Source organism: Staphylococcus sp. M0911 (assembly GCF_003491325.1).
Taxonomy (GTDB): Bacteria; Bacillota; Bacilli; order Staphylococcales; family Staphylococcaceae; genus Staphylococcus; species Staphylococcus warneri_A.
This window is the reverse complement of record NZ_CP022881.1, coordinates 1,977,488-1,997,136: the sequence shown is the minus strand read 5'-3', so window position 1 is coordinate 1,997,136 and position 19,649 is coordinate 1,977,488. Positions and strand designations below refer to the sequence as shown.

General features: G+C 32.5%; 18 protein-coding genes. 10 read left to right on the top strand and 8 right to left on the bottom strand.

Annotated elements, in window-relative coordinates; all coding sequences use genetic code 11:
- Positions 1–31: 31 nt before the first annotated feature.
- The 3 genes from ssp1_RS09735 to ssp1_RS09725 all read right to left on the bottom strand — a co-directional run bounded on the left by ssp1_RS09735 (position 32) and on the right by ssp1_RS09725 (position 2,060).
- Entirely contained in the window at positions 32–346 is a 315-nt protein-coding gene (locus tag ssp1_RS09735) for a CHY zinc finger protein (protein ID WP_049423626.1), read from the bottom strand.
- A gap of 25 nt (positions 347–371) precedes the next feature.
- Complete coding sequence (gene murB, locus ssp1_RS09730; protein WP_075778911.1) at positions 372–1,298, bottom strand: UDP-N-acetylmuramate dehydrogenase; 927 nt, start codon at positions 1,296–1,298, stop codon at positions 372–374.
- Between the two features lie 234 nt (positions 1,299–1,532).
- Positions 1,533–2,060 carry a GrpB family protein gene (locus tag ssp1_RS09725; protein WP_075778912.1) on the bottom strand — a complete coding sequence of 176 codons (528 nt, stop codon included), beginning with the start codon at positions 2,058–2,060 and terminating at the stop codon, positions 1,533–1,535.
- Between the two features lie 114 nt (positions 2,061–2,174).
- Here ssp1_RS09725 and ssp1_RS09720 point away from each other — a divergent pair, with 114 nt between their 5' ends.
- The 3 genes from ssp1_RS09720 (at position 2,175) to ssp1_RS09710 (ending at position 5,023) form a co-directional block, all read left to right on the top strand.
- Complete coding sequence (locus ssp1_RS09720) at positions 2,175–3,065, top strand: EMYY motif lipoprotein (protein WP_075778913.1); 891 nt, start codon at positions 2,175–2,177, stop codon at positions 3,063–3,065.
- Between the two features lie 147 nt (positions 3,066–3,212).
- Positions 3,213–3,533, top strand: a complete 321-nt coding sequence (gene ytxJ / locus ssp1_RS09715) for a bacillithiol system redox-active protein YtxJ (protein WP_002450931.1) — start codon at positions 3,213–3,215, stop codon at positions 3,531–3,533.
- A 365-nt stretch (positions 3,534–3,898) separates the two neighbouring features.
- Complete coding sequence (locus tag ssp1_RS09710; RefSeq protein ID WP_002450930.1) at positions 3,899–5,023, top strand: glycerate kinase; 1,125 nt, start codon at positions 3,899–3,901, stop codon at positions 5,021–5,023.
- Between the two features lie 65 nt (positions 5,024–5,088).
- Here ssp1_RS09710 and pepT read toward each other — a convergent pair whose 3' ends face one another.
- The 4 genes from pepT to gdpS all read right to left on the bottom strand — a co-directional run bounded on the left by pepT (position 5,089) and on the right by gdpS (position 8,964).
- Positions 5,089–6,318, bottom strand: a complete 1,230-nt coding sequence (gene pepT, locus ssp1_RS09705) for a peptidase T (protein WP_002450929.1) — start codon at positions 6,316–6,318, stop codon at positions 5,089–5,091.
- A 13-nt stretch (positions 6,319–6,331) separates the two neighbouring features.
- Positions 6,332–6,826 carry a threonine/serine exporter family protein gene (locus ssp1_RS09700; RefSeq protein ID WP_002450928.1) on the bottom strand — a complete coding sequence of 165 codons (495 nt, stop codon included), beginning with the start codon at positions 6,824–6,826 and terminating at the stop codon, positions 6,332–6,334.
- 15 nt (positions 6,827–6,841) lie between these two features.
- Entirely contained in the window at positions 6,842–7,603 is a 762-nt protein-coding gene (locus tag ssp1_RS09695; RefSeq protein WP_002450927.1) for a threonine/serine exporter family protein, read from the bottom strand.
- Positions 7,604–7,893: 290 nt separating this feature from the next.
- Entirely contained in the window at positions 7,894–8,964 is a 1,071-nt protein-coding gene (gene gdpS / locus ssp1_RS09690) for a GGDEF domain-containing protein GdpS (protein WP_049423637.1), read from the bottom strand.
- 451 nt (positions 8,965–9,415) lie between these two features.
- On the opposite strand from gdpS, the gene ssp1_RS09685 reads away from it, so the two are divergent.
- Positions 9,416–10,501, top strand: a complete 1,086-nt coding sequence (locus ssp1_RS09685; RefSeq protein ID WP_002450925.1) for a glycosyltransferase family 4 protein — start codon at positions 9,416–9,418, stop codon at positions 10,499–10,501.
- 73 nt (positions 10,502–10,574) lie between these two features.
- Here the strand turns inward: ssp1_RS09685 and ssp1_RS09680 are convergent, their stop codons facing one another.
- Positions 10,575–11,216, bottom strand: a complete 642-nt coding sequence (locus ssp1_RS09680) for a YigZ family protein (protein WP_107536115.1) — start codon at positions 11,214–11,216, stop codon at positions 10,575–10,577.
- 139 nt (positions 11,217–11,355) lie between these two features.
- On the opposite strand from ssp1_RS09680, the gene fakB1 reads away from it, so the two are divergent.
- From fakB1 to prfB, 6 genes are all read left to right on the top strand, one after another.
- Positions 11,356–12,222, top strand: coding sequence for a fatty acid kinase binding subunit FakB1 (fakB1, locus tag ssp1_RS09675; RefSeq protein WP_049423638.1), 867 nt, complete (start codon positions 11,356–11,358; stop codon positions 12,220–12,222).
- Between the two features lie 116 nt (positions 12,223–12,338).
- Positions 12,339–13,583 (top strand): DEAD/DEAH box helicase family protein, encoded by a 1,245-nt coding sequence (locus ssp1_RS09670; RefSeq protein ID WP_228077254.1) that lies wholly within the window; start codon positions 12,339–12,341, stop codon positions 13,581–13,583.
- Positions 13,583–14,257 carry a ComF family protein gene (locus ssp1_RS09665; RefSeq protein ID WP_075778918.1) on the top strand — a complete coding sequence of 225 codons (675 nt, stop codon included), beginning with the start codon at positions 13,583–13,585 and terminating at the stop codon, positions 14,255–14,257. Before ssp1_RS09670 ends, ssp1_RS09665 begins: the two co-directional genes overlap by 1 nt.
- Positions 14,258–14,318: 61 nt before the next feature.
- Positions 14,319–14,894, top strand: coding sequence for a ribosome hibernation-promoting factor, HPF/YfiA family (hpf, locus tag ssp1_RS09660; RefSeq protein ID WP_002450920.1), 576 nt, complete (start codon positions 14,319–14,321; stop codon positions 14,892–14,894).
- 572 nt (positions 14,895–15,466) lie between these two features.
- A complete protein-coding gene (gene secA, locus ssp1_RS09655) occupies positions 15,467–18,001 on the top strand; it encodes a preprotein translocase subunit SecA (protein ID WP_049423645.1) in 2,535 nt (844 codons plus the stop codon).
- A gap of 277 nt (positions 18,002–18,278) precedes the next feature.
- Positions 18,279–19,386 (top strand): peptide chain release factor 2 gene (gene prfB, locus ssp1_RS09650; protein WP_107536113.1). Its coding sequence is split into 2 segments (ribosomal slippage): positions 18,279–18,350 and positions 18,352–19,386, totalling 1,107 coding nucleotides; the frame shifts between segments, so codons are not numbered across the junction.
- The last annotated feature ends 263 nt before the right edge of the window (positions 19,387–19,649 follow it).

Here is a 19,649-nt window from a genome sequence, read left to right as displayed (position 1 = left end):
TAATATGCTTTTAGCGCTTTTGCTTTATATATTAAATTTCAAAATATAGATGGTAATGAAATTTACATCTATGATTGAAGTGGGATTGACATCTGGGGCAAGATTCGACCATCATGTAATCGTTAATTGTCATCTGATGTTTACAAACACCACACATAATGGCTTGTTGGTCGAATTCATCTTCACTCCAACGTTGAATAGGGTGTGCTTCGTGTTCATTATGACATTGATAACAAGGATAGTATTTATCACAACATTTGAATTTAATAGCAATAATATCTAAAAAAGAGTGATAATGTATACATCTTGTTTCATTATCAATCATTGAACCATAGACCTTAGTCATTGAAACAAACCTCCGATATTAATCATTATTCAGCGTCTGGATGTTCGCCAATGATTCGTACTTCAGTGTTTAATTCTACATCAAATTTATCTTTAACTGTTTGCTGCACGTAATGGATTAAATCTTCATAGTCTGTCGCAGTACCATTATCTACATTGACCATAAATCCAGCGTGTTTAGTAGAAACTTCTACACCGCCAATACGATGGCCTTGTAGATCAGAATCTTGGATTAATTTACCAGCAAAGTGACCTGGTGGTCTTTGGAAAACACTACCACATGAAGGGTACTCAAGTGGTTGCTTTGATTCACGACGTTCAGTTAAATCATCCATTTTCGCTTGTATTTCTTTTAAGTTTCCTGGTTCTAGTGTGAAAGCTGCCTCTAACACTACGAGATGTTTTTTCTGTACAATACTATTTCTATAATCTAATTCTAATTCTTGTGTTGTTAATTTAATTAAATCTCCATCTTCATTAACGCATAACGCATAATCAATACAGTCTTTAACTTCGCCACCATAAGCACCTGCATTCATGAAAACGGCGCCACCGATTGAACCAGGAATACCACATGCAAATTCTAATCCTGTAAGTGCATAATCTCTTGCAACACGTGAGACATCAATAATAGCCGCACCACTACCAGCAATAATGGCATCATCTGATACTTCGATATGTTTAAGTGATAACAAGCTTAATACGATACCTCTAATACCGCCTTCACGGATAATAATATTCGAACCGTTTCCTAGATATGTGACAGGAATATTATGTTGGTTTGCATATTTTACAATGGCTTGTACCTCTTCATTTTTAGTAGGTGATAAGTAAAAATCTGCTTTACCACCAGTTTCAGTATAAGTATATTTTTTTAGGGGTTCATCTACTTCAATAATGTCGTTTGGAATAATTTCTTGCAAACCTTTTAAAATGTCGTTTTTATTCACTATCCGTACGTCCTTTCTTTGATCAATACTAATATTTTTATTATATCAATTTTAGTTGTTATTTGCGAAATATGAAGATATTTAACGCTAAGATAATTGATTCTCGTTGTATATAATGCATAGTTCTTTTAATTCTAAATATATGTTATATAATTAAAATGCATAATTCATTTAATTTTGCGTTTGGGAAATAGATATTGACTGCTACATCAATTTAATAAGCTTTCTTTTACATATTTATGTGTTATGACCATACTGTTTATAAATGTTTTCAAAAATAGTTTGTTTTTGATTTTCATATTGTCTTATCGTATCAATATGATGCAATAGTTTCTCCTTTTTAGTCGCAAATTGGTTAGCAATCTTCTTATGATGACTTAATAATTCATCAACTTTTTGATATTGCTCAAATAACGGTGTATCTAATTGAATGATATGTAAGCGAACTTCTTGCTTTAAATCTTTAAGATTATTAAACTTAGCCATCATGACTTTCTTTTTATATGAATGGTGTAAACGATAAAACCCAGCATAATTTAATCGTTTTTCGTCTAGCGCCGTAATATCATGTAAATTATCTACGCCAATAAGTATGTCAAGGATAGGTTCTGTATCATAATTGAAATGATGAGTGCCACCAATATGTTGCGTATATTTAACAGGTGAATCTAGCAAGTTAAATAATAACGTACGCGTTTCTTGATATAGCGTGTCGAAATAGTCATTATTTTGATGTTTAATAAGAGGTTGAACATGACCGTACATGGTTTTTCTCCTTTATATTGAATTAATAAGGTATAAAGTCTGAGATACTATAACATAATTCATTTTCTTAATAAATACGTTTTTGTATAATGTTCAATGGTAAGGGGTGCAAATATGAAAAAAATAGTAATTATCCCAATGATATTTTTACTTATTGTTGCTTTAACAGCATGTAGTAATAAAACAGATTCTGATTTAAGCCATTTCGAAAGTAAATTAGATGAAGTTAATAATAAACAAGATAAGCTTGAAAAAGTGATGGATGATATCAATCTAAAAGAATTGGATCATTTAAGTAAGACAGATACAACTGATAAAAATAGAAAGGAATTTATTCAACTTCAAGATGATATAAATAAACAATTAATCCCTGCATTTAAAGAATATGAAAAATCAGCGAAGCAATTACCTGCTGAAACACATGATGTAAAAGTGTTAAAAGCAAAATACCTTAAAACAGTAAAAACAAAGAAAAAGTCGATATATGATGTGAAAGAATTTGTGGATTTATGTAACGATTCAATCAAAGATAATGAAGATATTTTAGATTACACAAAGTTATTTGAAAAAAATCGTTCACAAGTTGAAAAGAAAATCAAAAATGCATCGAACCAAGAAGACACTGATCAGTTAACTTCAAAATTGGAAAGTAATAATAAAGATTTAAAAGAGACAGCTCAAAAGCATCTAGATACATCATCAAGTAATGCGAAATCAGCGAAGAAAGCAATCAAAAATTATATTTCTCCATTAATTGAAAAACAAATTAAAGATATCAATCAAACGAATATATCAGATAAAAATGTTAATGATGCACGTAAAAATGCGATTGAGATGTACTATAGTTTGCAAAATTACTATGACACTCGTATCGATACAATAGAAGTTGGAGAAAAAATTTCTAAAATTAATGTCGATAAGTTACCAAAAGAGGGTAAAGATATAGATAGGAAAGATAAGGCGTTTAATTCGGAATTAAAAAAGGTTAAACAAAAAAACGATTAATTTTGATTAGAATTAAATAAATTAAAAAACCATGGTTAACATTGCTAAGTAAAATGTGTATAATTGTACCCACTGATATAATTTTCGGGATATGAATATCACGCATATGCTCAGAAAATGTGATAAATACTTTTAGAGGTGAATAGAATGGCTATAAAGCTGAGTTCGATTGACCAGTTTGAACAAGTGTTAGAAGAAAATAAATATGTTTTTGTTTTAAAACATAGCGAAACTTGTCCAATTTCTGCAAATGCGTATGATCAGTTTAATAAATTTTTATATGAACGCGATATGGACGGTTACTATTTAATAGTACAACAGGAGCGCAAATTATCGGACTACATTGCTGAAAAGACAAATGTCAAACATGAATCACCACAAGCATTTTACTTTATAGATGGTGAAATGAAATGGAATGCGTCACACAGTGACATCAATGTTTCGTCATTAGCGCAAGCAGAAGAATAATGAATCACTAACAAATGAATAAAGAACATCAAAGTTATATTACTTCATTGATGTTCGCTCAAATGATGGAAGCCATTTTATTACGGATAGAGTAATAAGATGGCTTTTTAATTGCGATTGTAAAAAGGTAAGTTAATCGTTTATGCTTTAATTGAGAATAGTATATAATAGACCAATATTCATATTACTCATAGTTTAATAAAGATTATGATAGTGTTTATCATGAAATCATGCACATTCACATGTATAATATGTTAGTGTACAACACAAATAGATTAATGAATATGTTATAAATGTAAGATTAATAATATAAGTTAAATTGTATTGAAAGCACAATATTATATAAAAACAAGGTGGTTAAGACAATGAAAGTTTTAGTAGCCATGGACGAATTTAATGGTATTATTTCAAGCTATCAAGCAAACAGATATGTCGAAGAAGCGGTTGCTAGTCAAATTGAAAAGGCTGATATCGTTCAAGTTCCACTATTTAATGGACGACATGAATTAATGGATTCAGTCTTTTTATGGCAATCTGGGAGTAAATATCGAGTTGCGGCTCACGATGCTGACATGAATGATGTAGAAGCGATTTATGGTCAAACAGATAGCGGTATGACAATTATTGAGGGTAATTTATTTTTAAATGGTCAAAAACCAATTCAAGAAAGAACGAGTTTTGGTTTAGGTGAAATTTTAAATGCTGCGTTAGATAATGATGCCAAACACATTATTATCTCGCTTGGTGGCATCGGTAGCTTTGATGGTGGTGCAGGAATGCTTCAAGCATTAGGCGCTAAGTTCTATGATGATGAGGCAAATTTAGTTGATGTGACTAAGGGTGCGCATGTCATTAAATATATTCGACGTCTAGATTTTTCTGGTATCCATCCGAAGCTAGCTGAAGCAAATATTCAAGTGATGTCAGATTTTTCAAGTCGCTTATATGGTAAACAAAGTGAGATTATGCAAATGTATCCAATGCTAGGGATGACACAAAATGAAGCAGCAGAAATTGACAATTTAGTTTGGTACTTTAGTGAATTATTTAAAAGTGAATTACGAGTAACGATTGGTCCTATCGAACGTGGTGGTGCTGGTGGCGGAATTGCTGCAGTTTTAAATGGTTTATATCAAGCGGAAATTTTAACAAGTCATGAACTTGTAGACCAAATTACACATCTGGAAGATTTAGTTCAACAAGCAGATTTAATTATATTTGGTGAAGGTTTAAATGAACGTGACCAATTATTAGAAACGACTACATTACGTATTGCTGATTTAACAGAAAAACATCATAAGACATCTATTGCAATTTGTGCTACAGATGATAAATTTGATTTGTTTGAAGGTAAGGGCGTAACGGCTATGTTCAATACATTTATAGAAATGCCTGAATCATACACAGACTTTAAAATGGGTCTACAAATCAGACATTATACAGTTCAAGCATTAAAATTATTGAAAACACAATTCGATGTGAATAAATAATTATAGAAATGATAAAAACAACACCCCTAAGTGTATTAGACTAGACACTTAGGGGTGTTGATATATTATTGATTTGATTTTGCAACTTCTTCTGCGATACCGACCATAACTTGTACGGCCTTTGCCATAACATCGATGGAAGCATACTCAAACGGACCATGGAAATTGCCACAACCAGTAAAGATATTAGGTGTAGGTAATCCCATAAATGAGAGTTGTGATCCATCAGTACCACCACGAATAGGTTCCGTATTAGGCTCGATACCTAAACGATTAAATACTTTTGTAGGGATATCTATAATATGTTGATGTGGTTTGATCTTTTCAGCCATATTATAGTATTGGTCTTCAACGTCCACTTTGACTGGATAGTCTTCGAAGTGTGAGTTGATATCATCACGTATTTCCATGAAACGCTTTTTACGTAGATCAAATTGTTTTTTATCATGGTCTCGAATAATATATTGTAATGTAGCTTTTTCAACATTACCCTCAAAATTCATTAAATGATAAAATCCTTCATAACCCTCTGTACGTTCTGGAACTTCACTTGGCGGTAATAAACTATTAAATTGTTGGCCAAGTGAAATCGCATTAATCATCGCATTTTTAGCTGATCCAGGATGCACATTAACACCGTGACATGTCACTTTTGCTGCAGCAGCATTAAAGCTTTCAAATTGTAACTCTCCTAATTGGCTACCATCCATAGTATAAGCGAAATCAGCATTGAAACGTTCAACATCAAATTGATGAGGCCCTCTTCCAATTTCTTCGTCTGGCGTAAAGCCTACACGGATTTTACCATGTTTAATTTCTGGGTGTTGAAGTAAATAATTAAGACCTTCCATAATCTCTACTACGCCTGCTTTATCGTCAGCACCTAGCAAAGAAGTACCATCAGTAATCATTAATGTGTCACCAATGACTTGTTTAAGTTCAGGAAAGACTTTAGGATCTAGAATTCTGTCTGTCGTACCTAACTTTAGCGGGTTACCGTCATATTTTTCAATAATTTGTGGATTAACATTAGTAGCATTAAAATCAGGTGATGTATCAACATGAGCTAAGAAACCAACCGTTGGCACGTCGTATTCCACATTACTTTCTAATGTAGCAAAAAGGTAACCATTGCTATCCATATCTGTTTCAAGTCCTAATGCTTTAAGCTCACTTTCCAATAGGTTTAATAAATCCCATTGTTTTGTCGTAGATGGTGTCGTACTTGAATTTGGATCTGATTGTGTATCTATTTTGACGTATCTCGTTAATCTATCGATAATTTGTTCTTTCATGTTAGACATCCCCTTAAACTCGATTATTCATATTATAAGATTTTCTATATGATTTACCTTTAATTTTACCATAATACTGCTTGATACGTGTGTAGAGATAATAGATGATTTCTGCCACGAGGATACCAAAAGAAATCGCACCTGATATCAAGGTTACCTCTAAAAAGGTATTTACAGCACTAGTGTAATTATTTGAAACTAAAAAGCGTGTTGCCTCATACGCAGCACCACCTGGTACAAGTGGAATGATTCCAGGTACGATAAAGATAATAACAGGTCGCTTATAGCGTCTACTCATTGTATGACTGAGTAAGCCTAAAATTAAACTACCTAAAAATGTAGCGCCAACTTTTCCAAATTGCATATCAACAGTAAATTGATAAATTGTCCACGCAACTGCACCGACAAATCCACAAGCTAACAATAATCGACGAGGTGCGTTAAATATGATGGAGAAAAGGACTGTGGAAATGAAACTTATTGTGAAGTGAAATAAATAAAATAACAATATGAACAGCCTCTCTTAAAAAATTAGTAATACAATAGCAACGCCAGCACCAATTGCAAATGCAGTTAACGCTGCTTCAACTCCTCTAGACATACCTGCTAATAACTCTCCAGCTAGTAAATCTCGTATAGCATTGGTAATTAAAATACCAGGTACAAGAGGCATTACACTCGCAATAGTAATAATGTTCTGATTTGTTGCCAATCCAAGTTTCGAACAGGCAGCAGCAATAGTGATTACTACTGCAGCAGCTACAAATTCTGAGAAAAATTTAATTTGAATATATCGTTGAACAAGGCTAAACGTTAGAAAAGCTGATCCTCCAGCAAGTATGGCGATCCAACAATCTGATGCAACGCCACCAAACATAAATAGGAAAAAACCACATGCGATCGCTGCTGCAAATAAATTCATTAAAAATGAATATTGCAACGATGCACTTCTAAGGTGGATTAATTCAGATTTTGCTTCATCGATAGTAAGTTGATTGCTAGAAATTTTACGAGATAAACTATTGGTTAATGCTATTTTTTCTAAATCAGTCGTACGTTCTCTAATACGAATTAATCTGGTACTCGTACGATCATTAAGTGAAAAGATAATAGCGGTTGAAGTTACGAAACTATATGTATCATGCAAGCCATAGCTGTGCGCAATTCTATTCATGGTATCTTCAACACGATAAGTTTCAGCACCAGCTTCTAGTAAAATCCTACCAGCAATCAACACGACATCAATCACTTTATTCTCATCGATGATAGTGATTGAATCTGACATGAATAACCACCTCCTAATTAATTTAATGATATGAATAATTGAAGTTTACATCTTGAGCTAACAACTTTCAATAGAGTACGGCATATTGAAAAGATTATGTAATGAAGGAAGTAGGTGATAACACTGGTTAACATCTATATTAAATCTAATCATATTGTGACTGTGATGAATAAGAAATGCGTTTATAAAATAAAAGAGGAAGAGACATGAAAGATTCATACTTCGATAAATAAATTAACGAAATGACAAATCTTTTTACCTCTACCTCTGATTCTGTATCCAATATTTGATTATAGTTTAATAATAGGATTGAACATGACTTTATTTCTACCTTCACTTTTAGCCACATGAACCATATCATCGGCATCCTTAAAGACGCGTCTTTGTGATTTGCGATCATCTTGTGTTAAATATCCGACACCTATAGATACTGAAAGTTTAATGACTTCCTTATTAGGTAGGTGGAAGGATGACTTCTCTACACCTTGTCGAATATTTTCGGCAAGTTTGACGCTTTGATCCAACGTATAATCATTAATCACGACAGAGAATTCTTCGCCACCATTTCTAAAAATAAGGAATTGTTTAGGGACGTAATTTTTAAGTAGTTGAGACATTTGTTTTAATACAGCATCTCCTGCTTGGTGCGTATATGTATCATTTACATCTTTAAAACCATCAATGTCAATCAGTAACAAGCCTAAGCTTTCATGATGTGTCTCAGTATATTTAGATATTTGATTCAAATGTCTATCGAATTCTTTTACATTCCCAAGACCAGTTAAATAATCATATTTATCTTCATTTTCATAGCGATTAACGAGTGAGAAGAAATGCCATATATCTACAAATGTAATTGCAGAGGCAATTGTGATAATGAATGACACAGGAATTAAAATTGCAATTTCAATCAAATCATAAATTGGACTCACTAATGCAAGTATAAATAAAATGATAATACTGATTGAATTTAATATAAGCAACGATATAATGTCATTTTGTTTTAAAAATGGGCCTACTGCACTGACAACACCCGCAATAACGACTAAAGTGATACCGTATATGATTGAGTTGTTAAAAATAAGTACGTCAACTAATGATACGACGATAGCAGAAGCCAATGTGTAAACCATGTTAGTATAACGCCCTAAGAATAATAAAGGTACAAACGTTAAATGAACTAAGTATTCTAAACGGAAGGGAATGGGATATGCTGCTAATAAAAGTGCAACAAGTGTCATTAAAACAGTGACATATCCTTTAGAAAAAACCATTCTTTTATTTTCAGAGTATTGCAGTCTGTGAAATAAATATATGCCTGCAACCATGACTGAAATATTATATATAATTGCTTCAAACATAGTTTTACCGACTCCTTTATTGACCATTAGCTATTGTAAGTGAAAACTTACAATTTGTCATTAGTTAGACTAAAAAATTTATCACATAAAATAGTGATTAATGTTAAAATGTTAACTTAAGTGATATTATGAAAAAAATAGTTTCGTCATGTGAGAGTATTAATATCGATGTAGAAATATATGAAGAATGAATGTTGTTATAAATTTGGGATGTCTTTTTTAGATTAACTCTAATTATACAGTTGATTTAATAATAAGGAAAGATGATAGCAACTGATGTTATTACGATAAAATACAAGATTGATAGAAGTCGTTATTAAAGAGGAAGATCATACAAAATAACCGACTCAAATTTAATTATTAACTATAAATATAGGAAGAAAAATGGTTGGATTTCTTAAAACTTACCCTTAATGATAGAAACTAACTTAATTTTGATGAAGGTGAACTGATGTATACATTATTACTCATTGCATTTACTATGATAGTCAGTTTAATAATAACACCCATTATTATTGCGATGTCTAAAAAATTAAATTTAGTAGATAAACCCAACTTTCGTAAGGTACATACAAAGCCGATTTCAGTCATGGGTGGCACAGTTATTTTATTCTCATTTTTAATTGGAATGTGGTTAGGTCATCCTATTGAAAGAGAAGTGAAGCCATTAGTTATCGGAGCAATTTTGATGTATGCCGTTGGTTTAATCGATGATATATTTGATCTTAAACCTTATATCAAATTAGCTGGGCAAATCGTCGCTGCTTTAGTGGTAGCATTTTATGGCATCACGATTGATTTTATTTCATTACCAATGGGTCCAACGATACATTTTGGAATTTTAAGTATTCCAATTACAGTGATTTGGATTGTGGCTATTACTAATGCTATTAATTTAATTGATGGATTAGATGGCTTAGCATCTGGTGTATCTGCGATAGCATTAATGACGATTGCATTTATCGCTATCTTACAGGCGAATATCTTTATTATTATGATTTGTTGTGTGTTAATTGGATCTTTATTAGGATTCTTATTCTATAACTCACACCCAGCTAAAATATTTCTTGGTGATAGCGGTGCTTTAATGATTGGTTTTATTATTGGATTTGTTTCATTGTTAGGTTTTAAAAACATTACATTTATTGCTTTATTTTTCCCAATCGTTATTTTAGCGGTACCATTTATTGATACTATTTTTGCAATGATTCGACGAATGAAAAAAGGGCAACATATTATGCAAGCGGATAAATCTCACTTGCACCATAAGTTGTTAGAACTAGGCTATACACATAGACAAACCGTATTACTCATATATTCCATTGCTATCTTATTCAGTCTATCTAGTATTATTCTGTATCTATCTCAACCTCTAGGTGCCTTAATGATGTTCATTTTAATTATTTTAACGATTGAACTCATTGTTGAATTCACAGGATTAATAGATGATAATTATAGACCTATCTTAAATCTCATTACTAAAAAAGGTGATCCTCCACATCCTCAACATCAATATGAAGAGGAAGATAATCACTAAATATTACAAAAGCTATCTAAGACAGAGTCTCAACTTAATCGGAATTGAGACTCTGTCTTTAGATAGCTTCTTTTTAATTTGTTGTAATATCAAAGGGTAACATTTTAATATCTTCAGTATTTAGCTCATAATTGCCAGCTGTCGTTTTATTTAAAAAGGCGATAAAATCATCATACTCAGTTTCAACGACATCAATTTGGTAGCTAACTTTGTCAGTATAGAATTGATTTCTAAGCATAAGGCTAGTAGAACCTAATTCATATTCAAATTTACCGGTTTGATCATAATTCAAGGTAACAGTGGTTGGAATAGCGGCTCTTAATTCAACACGGCCGATATCATAAATGACATCACGTACTGCACCACTATATGCTCGTATGAGTCCGCCGCCGCCTAATTTGATGCCACCAAAATAGCGTGTTACAACCACACACACATCATGTAGATCTAATTTTTTTAATATCTCCAACATAGGTACACCAGCCGTACCACTTGGTTCGCCATCGTCATTTGCTTTTTGAATATTCATTTCTGGCCCTATAGTATATGCAGAACAGTTGTGTGTTGCATCTTTATGTTGTGCTTTAATCTCATTAATGAATGCCTTTGCTTCATCTTCTGAAGCTACAGGTTTAATATGTGAAATAAAAAGAGATTTATTGATCGTATTTTCAATAGTATGTTCTTCTTTAATAGTAATGATTGGTTTTGTCATTTTTTCACCTTCATCTTCGCTCTGTTTTCATACTAGTATTATACACGCTGTAAATACTTAAAATAAATTGTTTAATTAAGATTTTCTTTTTTAATAAAATATTGTATTATTACTATGAGTATAATTGAGGAGGACTACTATGAAGATTGCTGTAATGACTGATTCTACTAGCTATCTATCTCAAGATTTAATTGATAAATATGATATCCCAGTTGCACCGTTAAGTGTAACTTTTGATGATGGTGTAAGCTATACTGAAGATGTAAATGTTGATATTGACCATTTTTACAATAAAATGGCTTCTTCAGCAACGATACCTACGACTAGTCAACCGGCTGTAGGTGAATGGATTCAAAGATATGAAAAATTAAGAGAAGATGGTTACACAGATGTGATAGTTGTATTCTTATCTAGTGGAATTAGTGGGAGTTATCAATCTGGGAAGCAAGCTGGAGAATTAGTTGAAGGCATTAACGTCTATGCATTTGATAGTAAGCTTGCGGCTATGATGGAAGGTTGTTACGTATTACGTGCAATAGAAATGGTAGAACAAGGTTATAAACCAGATGATATCATAGCAGAGTTAACTGATATGAGAGAACATACAGGTGCTTATTTAATTGTAGATGACTTAAAAAATTTACAAAAAAGCGGCCGTATTACAGGCGCACAAGCTTGGGTAGGTACTTTGCTAAAAATGAAACCTGTACTTAAGTTTGATGACGGTAAAATTGTACCGGAAGAAAAAGTACGTACTAAGAAGAGAGCACTCAAAGCATTAGAAGACAAAGTCTTAAATCAAGTCAAAGATTATGATGATGTGACCATTTATGTGATTAATGGTGATAAAACTGATGATGGAAAAGCGTTATTAGAATCTGTTAAAGCGAATGCACCTTCACATTATCAAGTAGCATATTCTGAATTTGGACCAGTTATTGCCGCACACTTAGGATCTGGTGGGTTAGGTTTAGGATATACAGCACGCCAAATTAGACTTAATTAGAAGATTGAGAGGACATATGGAATTGTTAAATGACAATTCGGTATGTCTTTTTTTTATTGGAGGGAACATCAATATTACATTATGGTAAGTTAATACATTCGGAAACGAATATCACTTTGGAACAAGTGGCGCTTGTTACTAAAGGGGTCGTATTTAAAAATAACCGATGGCATTGTGTTCAATGTGAAACAGACGATGCTAAATATTTTCATCGCTATTATTCAGATTTTATAAATAAGGACATAGTATATTGTAGGAAATGTATACAACTTGGTCGTATGGATCATTTGACTGATTATAGAATCATAAAGAGTCATCAAAAGGTTACGCCATGTGAATATCATCTGGAATTTGAGCTTTCAGACCAACAAAGCTATGCCTCTCAACAAATTGTAAAAGCCATTATGGAACGAAGAAAATTATTGTTATACGCTGTTACTGGAGCTGGAAAAACTGAAATGATTTTCGAAGGCATTAAGTTTGCTAGAAATCAGGGAGACAATATTGCGATTGTATCCCCACGTGTTGACGTTGTAGTAGAAATTAGTCAACGGATTAAAAATGCATTTATTCACGAAGATATAGATGTCATACATCAAAGTAGTCAACAACAATTCGATGGACATTTTATCACTTCAACAATTCATCAACTATACCGATATAAAAATCACTTTGATACGATCATCATTGATGAAGTAGACGCATTTCCCTTATCTATGGATGACGACTTATTTAAGGTCATTCAATCATCTTCCAAACAGAACGCATGTCATATTTATATGACAGCTACACCACCACAGAAATTATTATCAACGATAAGTAAAGATAATGTGATAAAATTGCCAGCACGATTTCACCGACAACCACTCCCCGTACCTATCTTTCAATATTTAAAGTTTAAACCCAAACAGGTTCAATTTAAATTGTTGAATTTCTTATCCAAACAAATACAGAATCAACGTTATACCTTAGTGTTTTTTAATCATATTGATCATATGATTAAAGCTTTTAAGACATATCAATCTCAAATACCTAATTTAATATATATTCACAGTGAAGATGAACAGCGCTTTGAGAAAGTGCAATCTTTAAGGGCAGGCAATCATATGGTTGTTTTTACCACTACCATTCTTGAACGAGGTTTTACTATGGAAAAGTTGGATGTCGTAGTTATTGAAGCTGACCAGTTTTCTAAAGCGGCATTAATACAGATCGCAGGTCGAGTGGGTAGAAAGAAGCAAGCCCCAAACGGGAATGTGGTTTATTATCATAATGGTGTGTCGTTATCAATGATGTTAGCTAGAAAAGATATTAAAAAAATGAATCAACTTGCGAAACAAAAAGGATGGTTAGACATATAATGGAACAATGCCTACAATGTTTAAATCCGATCAATGAACAATTAACTATTATTAATTTTTATAGAAAACCTTGTGTTATATGTGAGACTTGCTTTGAAAAATGGAATCAAGTAAAGATTAATGATGCATTAAAGCGTTGTAAAAAGTGTTTGAAATTAATGACTAAAGGTGAACATATTTGTGAAGACTGTCAATTTTTGAATGAACGATTTAACATTCAATATCGATTAAAATGTAATTTTAATTATGATGGTATTATGAAAGAAACGATGCATCAATATAAATTTTTGAAAGATCATTATTTATGTAAGGTTCTTGCCGCGATCATCAATTTACCAGAAGGTAAGTTTGATTATGTAATTCCAATACCATCGCCAGATGAACGTAATATTGAAAGGACATTTAATCCAGTTGAAGAAGTATTAAAGATGAAGGGTATTGCCTATGTAAATGTACTAGGTACACAATTAAGACCGAAACAAGCAGAGTTAAATAAAATTAACCGTCTTAAAGAGACCAATCCCTTCTTTATAAGAAACAATGTTGAGTTGGATGGTAAAGAAATATTACTTGTAGATGATATTTATACAACAGGGTTAACGATTAACCGCGCAATGTGTAAATTATCTACATTAAATGTCAGAAAATTCAATGTGTTTGCGTTTGCAAGATGAGGGCGACGTGGTAAAATATAATTAAGCATTACCAATATAAGAGGTTAAAGGAGAGATTACTATGATTAGATTTGAAATTCATGGAGATAACCTCACTATCACAGATGCAATTCGCAACTATATTGAGGAAAAAATTGGTAAGTTAGAACGTTACTTTAACAATGTACCGAATGCGGTTGCCCACGTTAAAGTTAAAACTTATTCAAATTCAACTACAAAAGTTGAAGTGACAATTCCGCTTAAAGATGTAACTTTAAGAGCAGAAGAAAGACATGATGATTTATATGCAGGTGTTGATTTAATTACTAATAAACTTGAACGTCAAGTTAGAAAGTATAAAACACGTGTAAATCGTAAGCACCGTGATCGTGGCGATCAAGAAGTATTTGTAGCAGAAGTTCAAGAAGCGCCACCAGAAGAAATTAGCGGTGCTGAAGAAAATAATGATAATGATATCGAAATTATCCGTTCTAAACAATTCAGTTTAAAACCTATGGATTCTGAAGAAGCGGTGCTACAAATGAATCTTTTAGGACATGACTTCTTTATCTTTACAGACCGTGAAACTGACGGTACTAGTATCGTTTATCGTCGTAAAGATGGTAAGTATGGTCTAATTGAAACAACTGAACAATAAGGGTCAATGTGAACCTTAAATATAGGTATGAAATTATTTCAGTTTAATAATTAAATAGTGTTACATTGGGAGTGAGATGATTGTTATTCGTATATGAATACTTCATCTTGCTCCCTTTTTTAGATACGATATTGAAAAAAATTAATCATAATGATTTTAGTAAAAAGACTTAATGCAAATGATGTGTGGATGTTGAATTCGTAGACGCAAGCATTATACTGTGCTAATCTTAATTGAAAATAACAGAAACGAAGTACTGTATAATAAATTTCGCAATTTATGCGAAGTTTATTTATTTGAGACGAGAAATAATACATTGTATCATGTTAGAATTAACTTGTTGACAATTCATTAGATTTATTTATGTTATCGATTGAAAAGACACAAAGGCATTTTGATTGAATTACCATGTGAAATAGCATAAAGTATGTAAGCTATGTTTGCCAATATGTTTATGTTACGGACAAAGGGAATAAAGTATACTAATGAGTATTTAAGTATGATTCTAAAGGTATAAATGGTAAGATTAATTGTTGAAAGCCAAGCAGTTTTTAGCTAAAGGAGCGAACAGAATGGGATTTTTATCAAAAATTGTTGACGGCAATAAAAAAGAAACGAAAAAATTAGGTAAGTTAGCTGATAAAGTACTCGCATTAGAGGAAGAAACAGCACTTTTAACTGATGAAGAAATTCGAAATAAAACTAAGAAATTTCAAGAAGAACTTGCTGAAATTGAAGATGTTAAAAAACAAAATGATTATTTAGATAAAATTTTACCTGAAGCGTATGCACTCGTACGTGAAGGTTCTAAACGTGTTTTTAATATGATTCCATATAAAGTACAAGTAATGGGTGGTATCGCAATTCATCATGGCGATATTGCTGAAATGAGAACAGGTGAAGGTAAAACGTTAACAGCGACAATGCCTACATATTTAAATGCGTTAGCAGGGCGAGGCGTTCACGTTATTACAGTCAATGAATATTTATCTAGCGTTCAAAGTGAAGAAATGGCAGAGCTATACGAATTTCTAGGTTTATCTGTAGGACTTAATTTAAATAGTAAAACCACAACAGAAAAACGTGAAGCATATGCACAAGATATCACATATAGCACGAATAACGAACTAGGATTCGACTATTTGAGAGATAACATGGTGAACTATGCAGAAGAGCGTGTTATGAGACCACTGCATTTTGCTATTATTGATGAGGTTGACTCTATTTTAATTGATGAAGCAAGAACACCACTTATTATTTCAGGTGAAGCAGAAAAATCTACATCTCTTTATACACAAGCTAATGTTTTCGCTAAAATGCTCAAATTAGATGATGATTATAAATATGATGAAAAGACGAAATCTGTAAACTTAACAGAACAAGGTGCAGATAAAGCTGAGCGTATGTTTAAGATTGATAATCTTTATGACGTTCAAAACGTAGAAATTATTAGTCATATTAATACAGCATTAAGAGCACATGTAACATTACAACGAGATGTTGACTACATGGTTGTTGATGGCGAAGTACTTATAGTTGACCAATTTACTGGTCGTACAATGCCGGGAAGACGTTTCTCTGAAGGTTTACACCAAGCGATTGAAGCTAAAGAAGGCGTACAAATTCAAAATGAATCTAAAACTATGGCGTCAATCACATTCCAAAACTACTTCAGAATGTACAATAAGTTGGCAGGTATGACAGGTACTGCTAAAACAGAAGAAGAAGAGTTCCGTAATATTTATAATATGACAGTAACTCAAATTCCGACTAATAAACCTGTACAACGTGTTGACAAATCTGACTTAATTTACATTAGTCAAAAAGGGAAATTCGATGCCGTTGTTGAAGATGTAGTTGAAAAGCATAAAAAAGGTCAACCTGTATTATTGGGTACAGTTGCTGTAGAAACATCTGAATATATTTCTAATTTATTAAAAAAACGTGGCGTAAGACATGATGTATTAAATGCCAAAAACCATGAACGTGAAGCGGAAATAGTCGCAAATGCTGGTCAAAAAGGATCGGTTACCATTGCGACAAACATGGCTGGTCGTGGTACGGATATCAAATTAGGTGAAGGCGTAGAAGAAATTGGTGGTTTAGCCGTTATTGGTACAGAACGTCATGAATCACGCCGAATTGATGACCAATTACGTGGTCGTTCTGGTCGTCAAGGAGACAATGGTGACAGTCGTTTCTATTTATCATTACAAGATGAATTAATGGTTCGCTTCGGTTCAGAGAGATTACAAAAAATGATGGGCCGATTAGGAATGGATGATTCTACACCAATTGAATCTAAAATGGTTTCAAGAGCAGTAGAATCAGCACAAAAACGCGTTGAAGGTAACAACTTTGATGCCCGTAAACGTATCTTAGAATATGACGAAGTACTACGTAAACAACGTGAGATTATCTATAGTGAACGTAACGAAATCATTGATAACGATGATAGTTCACAAGTTGTAGATGCCATGTTACGTTCAACATTACAACGTGGAATCAACTATCATATCAATGAAGAGGATGATAACTTAGATTACCAACCATTCATCAACTACATTAATGATGTCTTCTTACAAGAAGGCGAATTAAAAGAATCAGAAATCAAAGGCAAAGATTCAGAAGATATCTTTGAAGTAGTATGGTCTAAAATTGAAAAAGCTTATGCTAAACAAAAAGAAACGCTTGGCGATCAAATGAATGAATTCGAGAGAATGATTTTATTACGTTCTATTGACAGTCATTGGACAGATCACATTGATACAATGGATCAGTTACGTCAGGGTATCCATTTACGTTCATATGCACAACAAAACCCATTACGTGATTATCAAAATGAAGGTCACGAGTTATTTGATATGATGATGCAAAATATCGAAGAAGATACTTGTAAGTTCATATTAAAATCAGTGGTACAAGTTGAAGATGATATTGAACGTGAAAAAACAACAGATTTCGGTGAAGCAAAACATGTTTCAGCCGAAGATGGTAAAGAAAAAGTAAAACCACAACCGATTGTTAAAGGTGAAGACATCGGTCGTAATGATCCTTGTCCTTGCGGAAGTGGTAAGAAATATAAAAACTGTCATGGACAAGCATAGTTGTATGTTAATAAGTATTATGTAGTTGAAGCCTGAGACAATGTTGTCTTGGGCTTTTTTAGTGTTTATTTCATTGATTGAGAAAATGAGTTAATATCGATGATTAAGTTATGAGTCTTTAACATAATTCGTATTCTTATACTGTAATTCAGGTTATATATGATAGAATATAAGCGTATAATATGATGAATGTGGTGTAGTGATATTTAAGAATTTGATAAAATAAATCATATTGAAATAAAGATCATAGATTACCAAACGAAATAGGAGAGACATTATGGAATTATCAGAAATTAAAAGAAATATAGATGCGTATAAAGACAATTTAAATCAAATTAGGGGGTCTCTTTGACTTAGAAAATAAAGAGACTAACATCCGAGAGTATGAAGAAATGATGACAGAGCCCAATTTTTGGGATGATCAAAATAGAGCCCAAGATATTATTGATAAAAATAATGCTTTAAAATCAATGGTAAATGGTTTTTATGAATTAGAAGAATCTGTGGAAGACATGTCTGCAACAGTTGAATTGTTACAAGAAGAATTTGACGAAGATATGAAGCAAGAGTTAGAAAATAATGTTGTCGAATTTAAAGCAGAGATTGATCACTTTGAATTACAATTATTATTAGATGGACCATATGATGCTAATAATGCAATTTTAGAATTACATCCTGGTGCAGGTGGTACTGAATCACAGGATTGGGTAAGTATGCTATTAAGAATGTATCAACGTTATTGCGAACAAAGCGGCTTTAAAGTTGAAACAGTTGATTACTTACCAGGTGATGAAGCGGGTGTTAAAAGTGTGACACTATTAATCAAAGGGCATAACGCATATGGTTATTTAAAAGCAGAAAAAGGTGTGCATCGTTTAGTTCGAATTTCACCATTTGATTCATCTGGCCGTCGTCATACATCATTTGCTTCTTGTGATGTTATTCCTGATTTTGATAATGATGAGATTGAAATAGAAATCAATTCTGATGACATCACAGTTGATACCTTCAGAGCATCTGGTGCTGGCGGACAACATATCAATAAAACGGAATCAGCAATTAGAATTACCCACCATCCTACAGGTATTGTAGTTAATAACCAAAATGAACGTTCACAAATTAAAAACCGTGAAGCTGCCATGAAAATGTTGAAATCTAAATTGTACCAACTTAAATTAGAAGAACAAGAGCGTGAAATGGCAGAAATACGTGGTGAGCAGAAGGAAATAGGTTGGGGAAGTCAAATTAGGTCTTACGTATTCCATCCTTATTCAATGGTCAAAGATCATAGAACAAATGAGGAAACAGGTAAAGTGGATGCAGTAATGGATGGTGACATTGGTCCGTTTATTGAAGCATATTTAAGACACCAAATGGATAAATAAATGAATAAATGAAGCAGAGCTTGAGACATTTAATGATCTTAAGCTCTGTCTGTTATTAGTTGAAAAGTACTGCTATTTAAATAAATAGAAGAATGTATTATTTTTTAAATTTAAAAAAAGACAGAATCTATGTAAAACATCTCTTGTAATATTACTCACGTGATAATTATGACAAAGTCAAACTAACAATGAATCACTCTGAATTAGTTGATATATATGTGTTCATGGTGATATGTATGATGATACTTGAAATGATAGTGTAT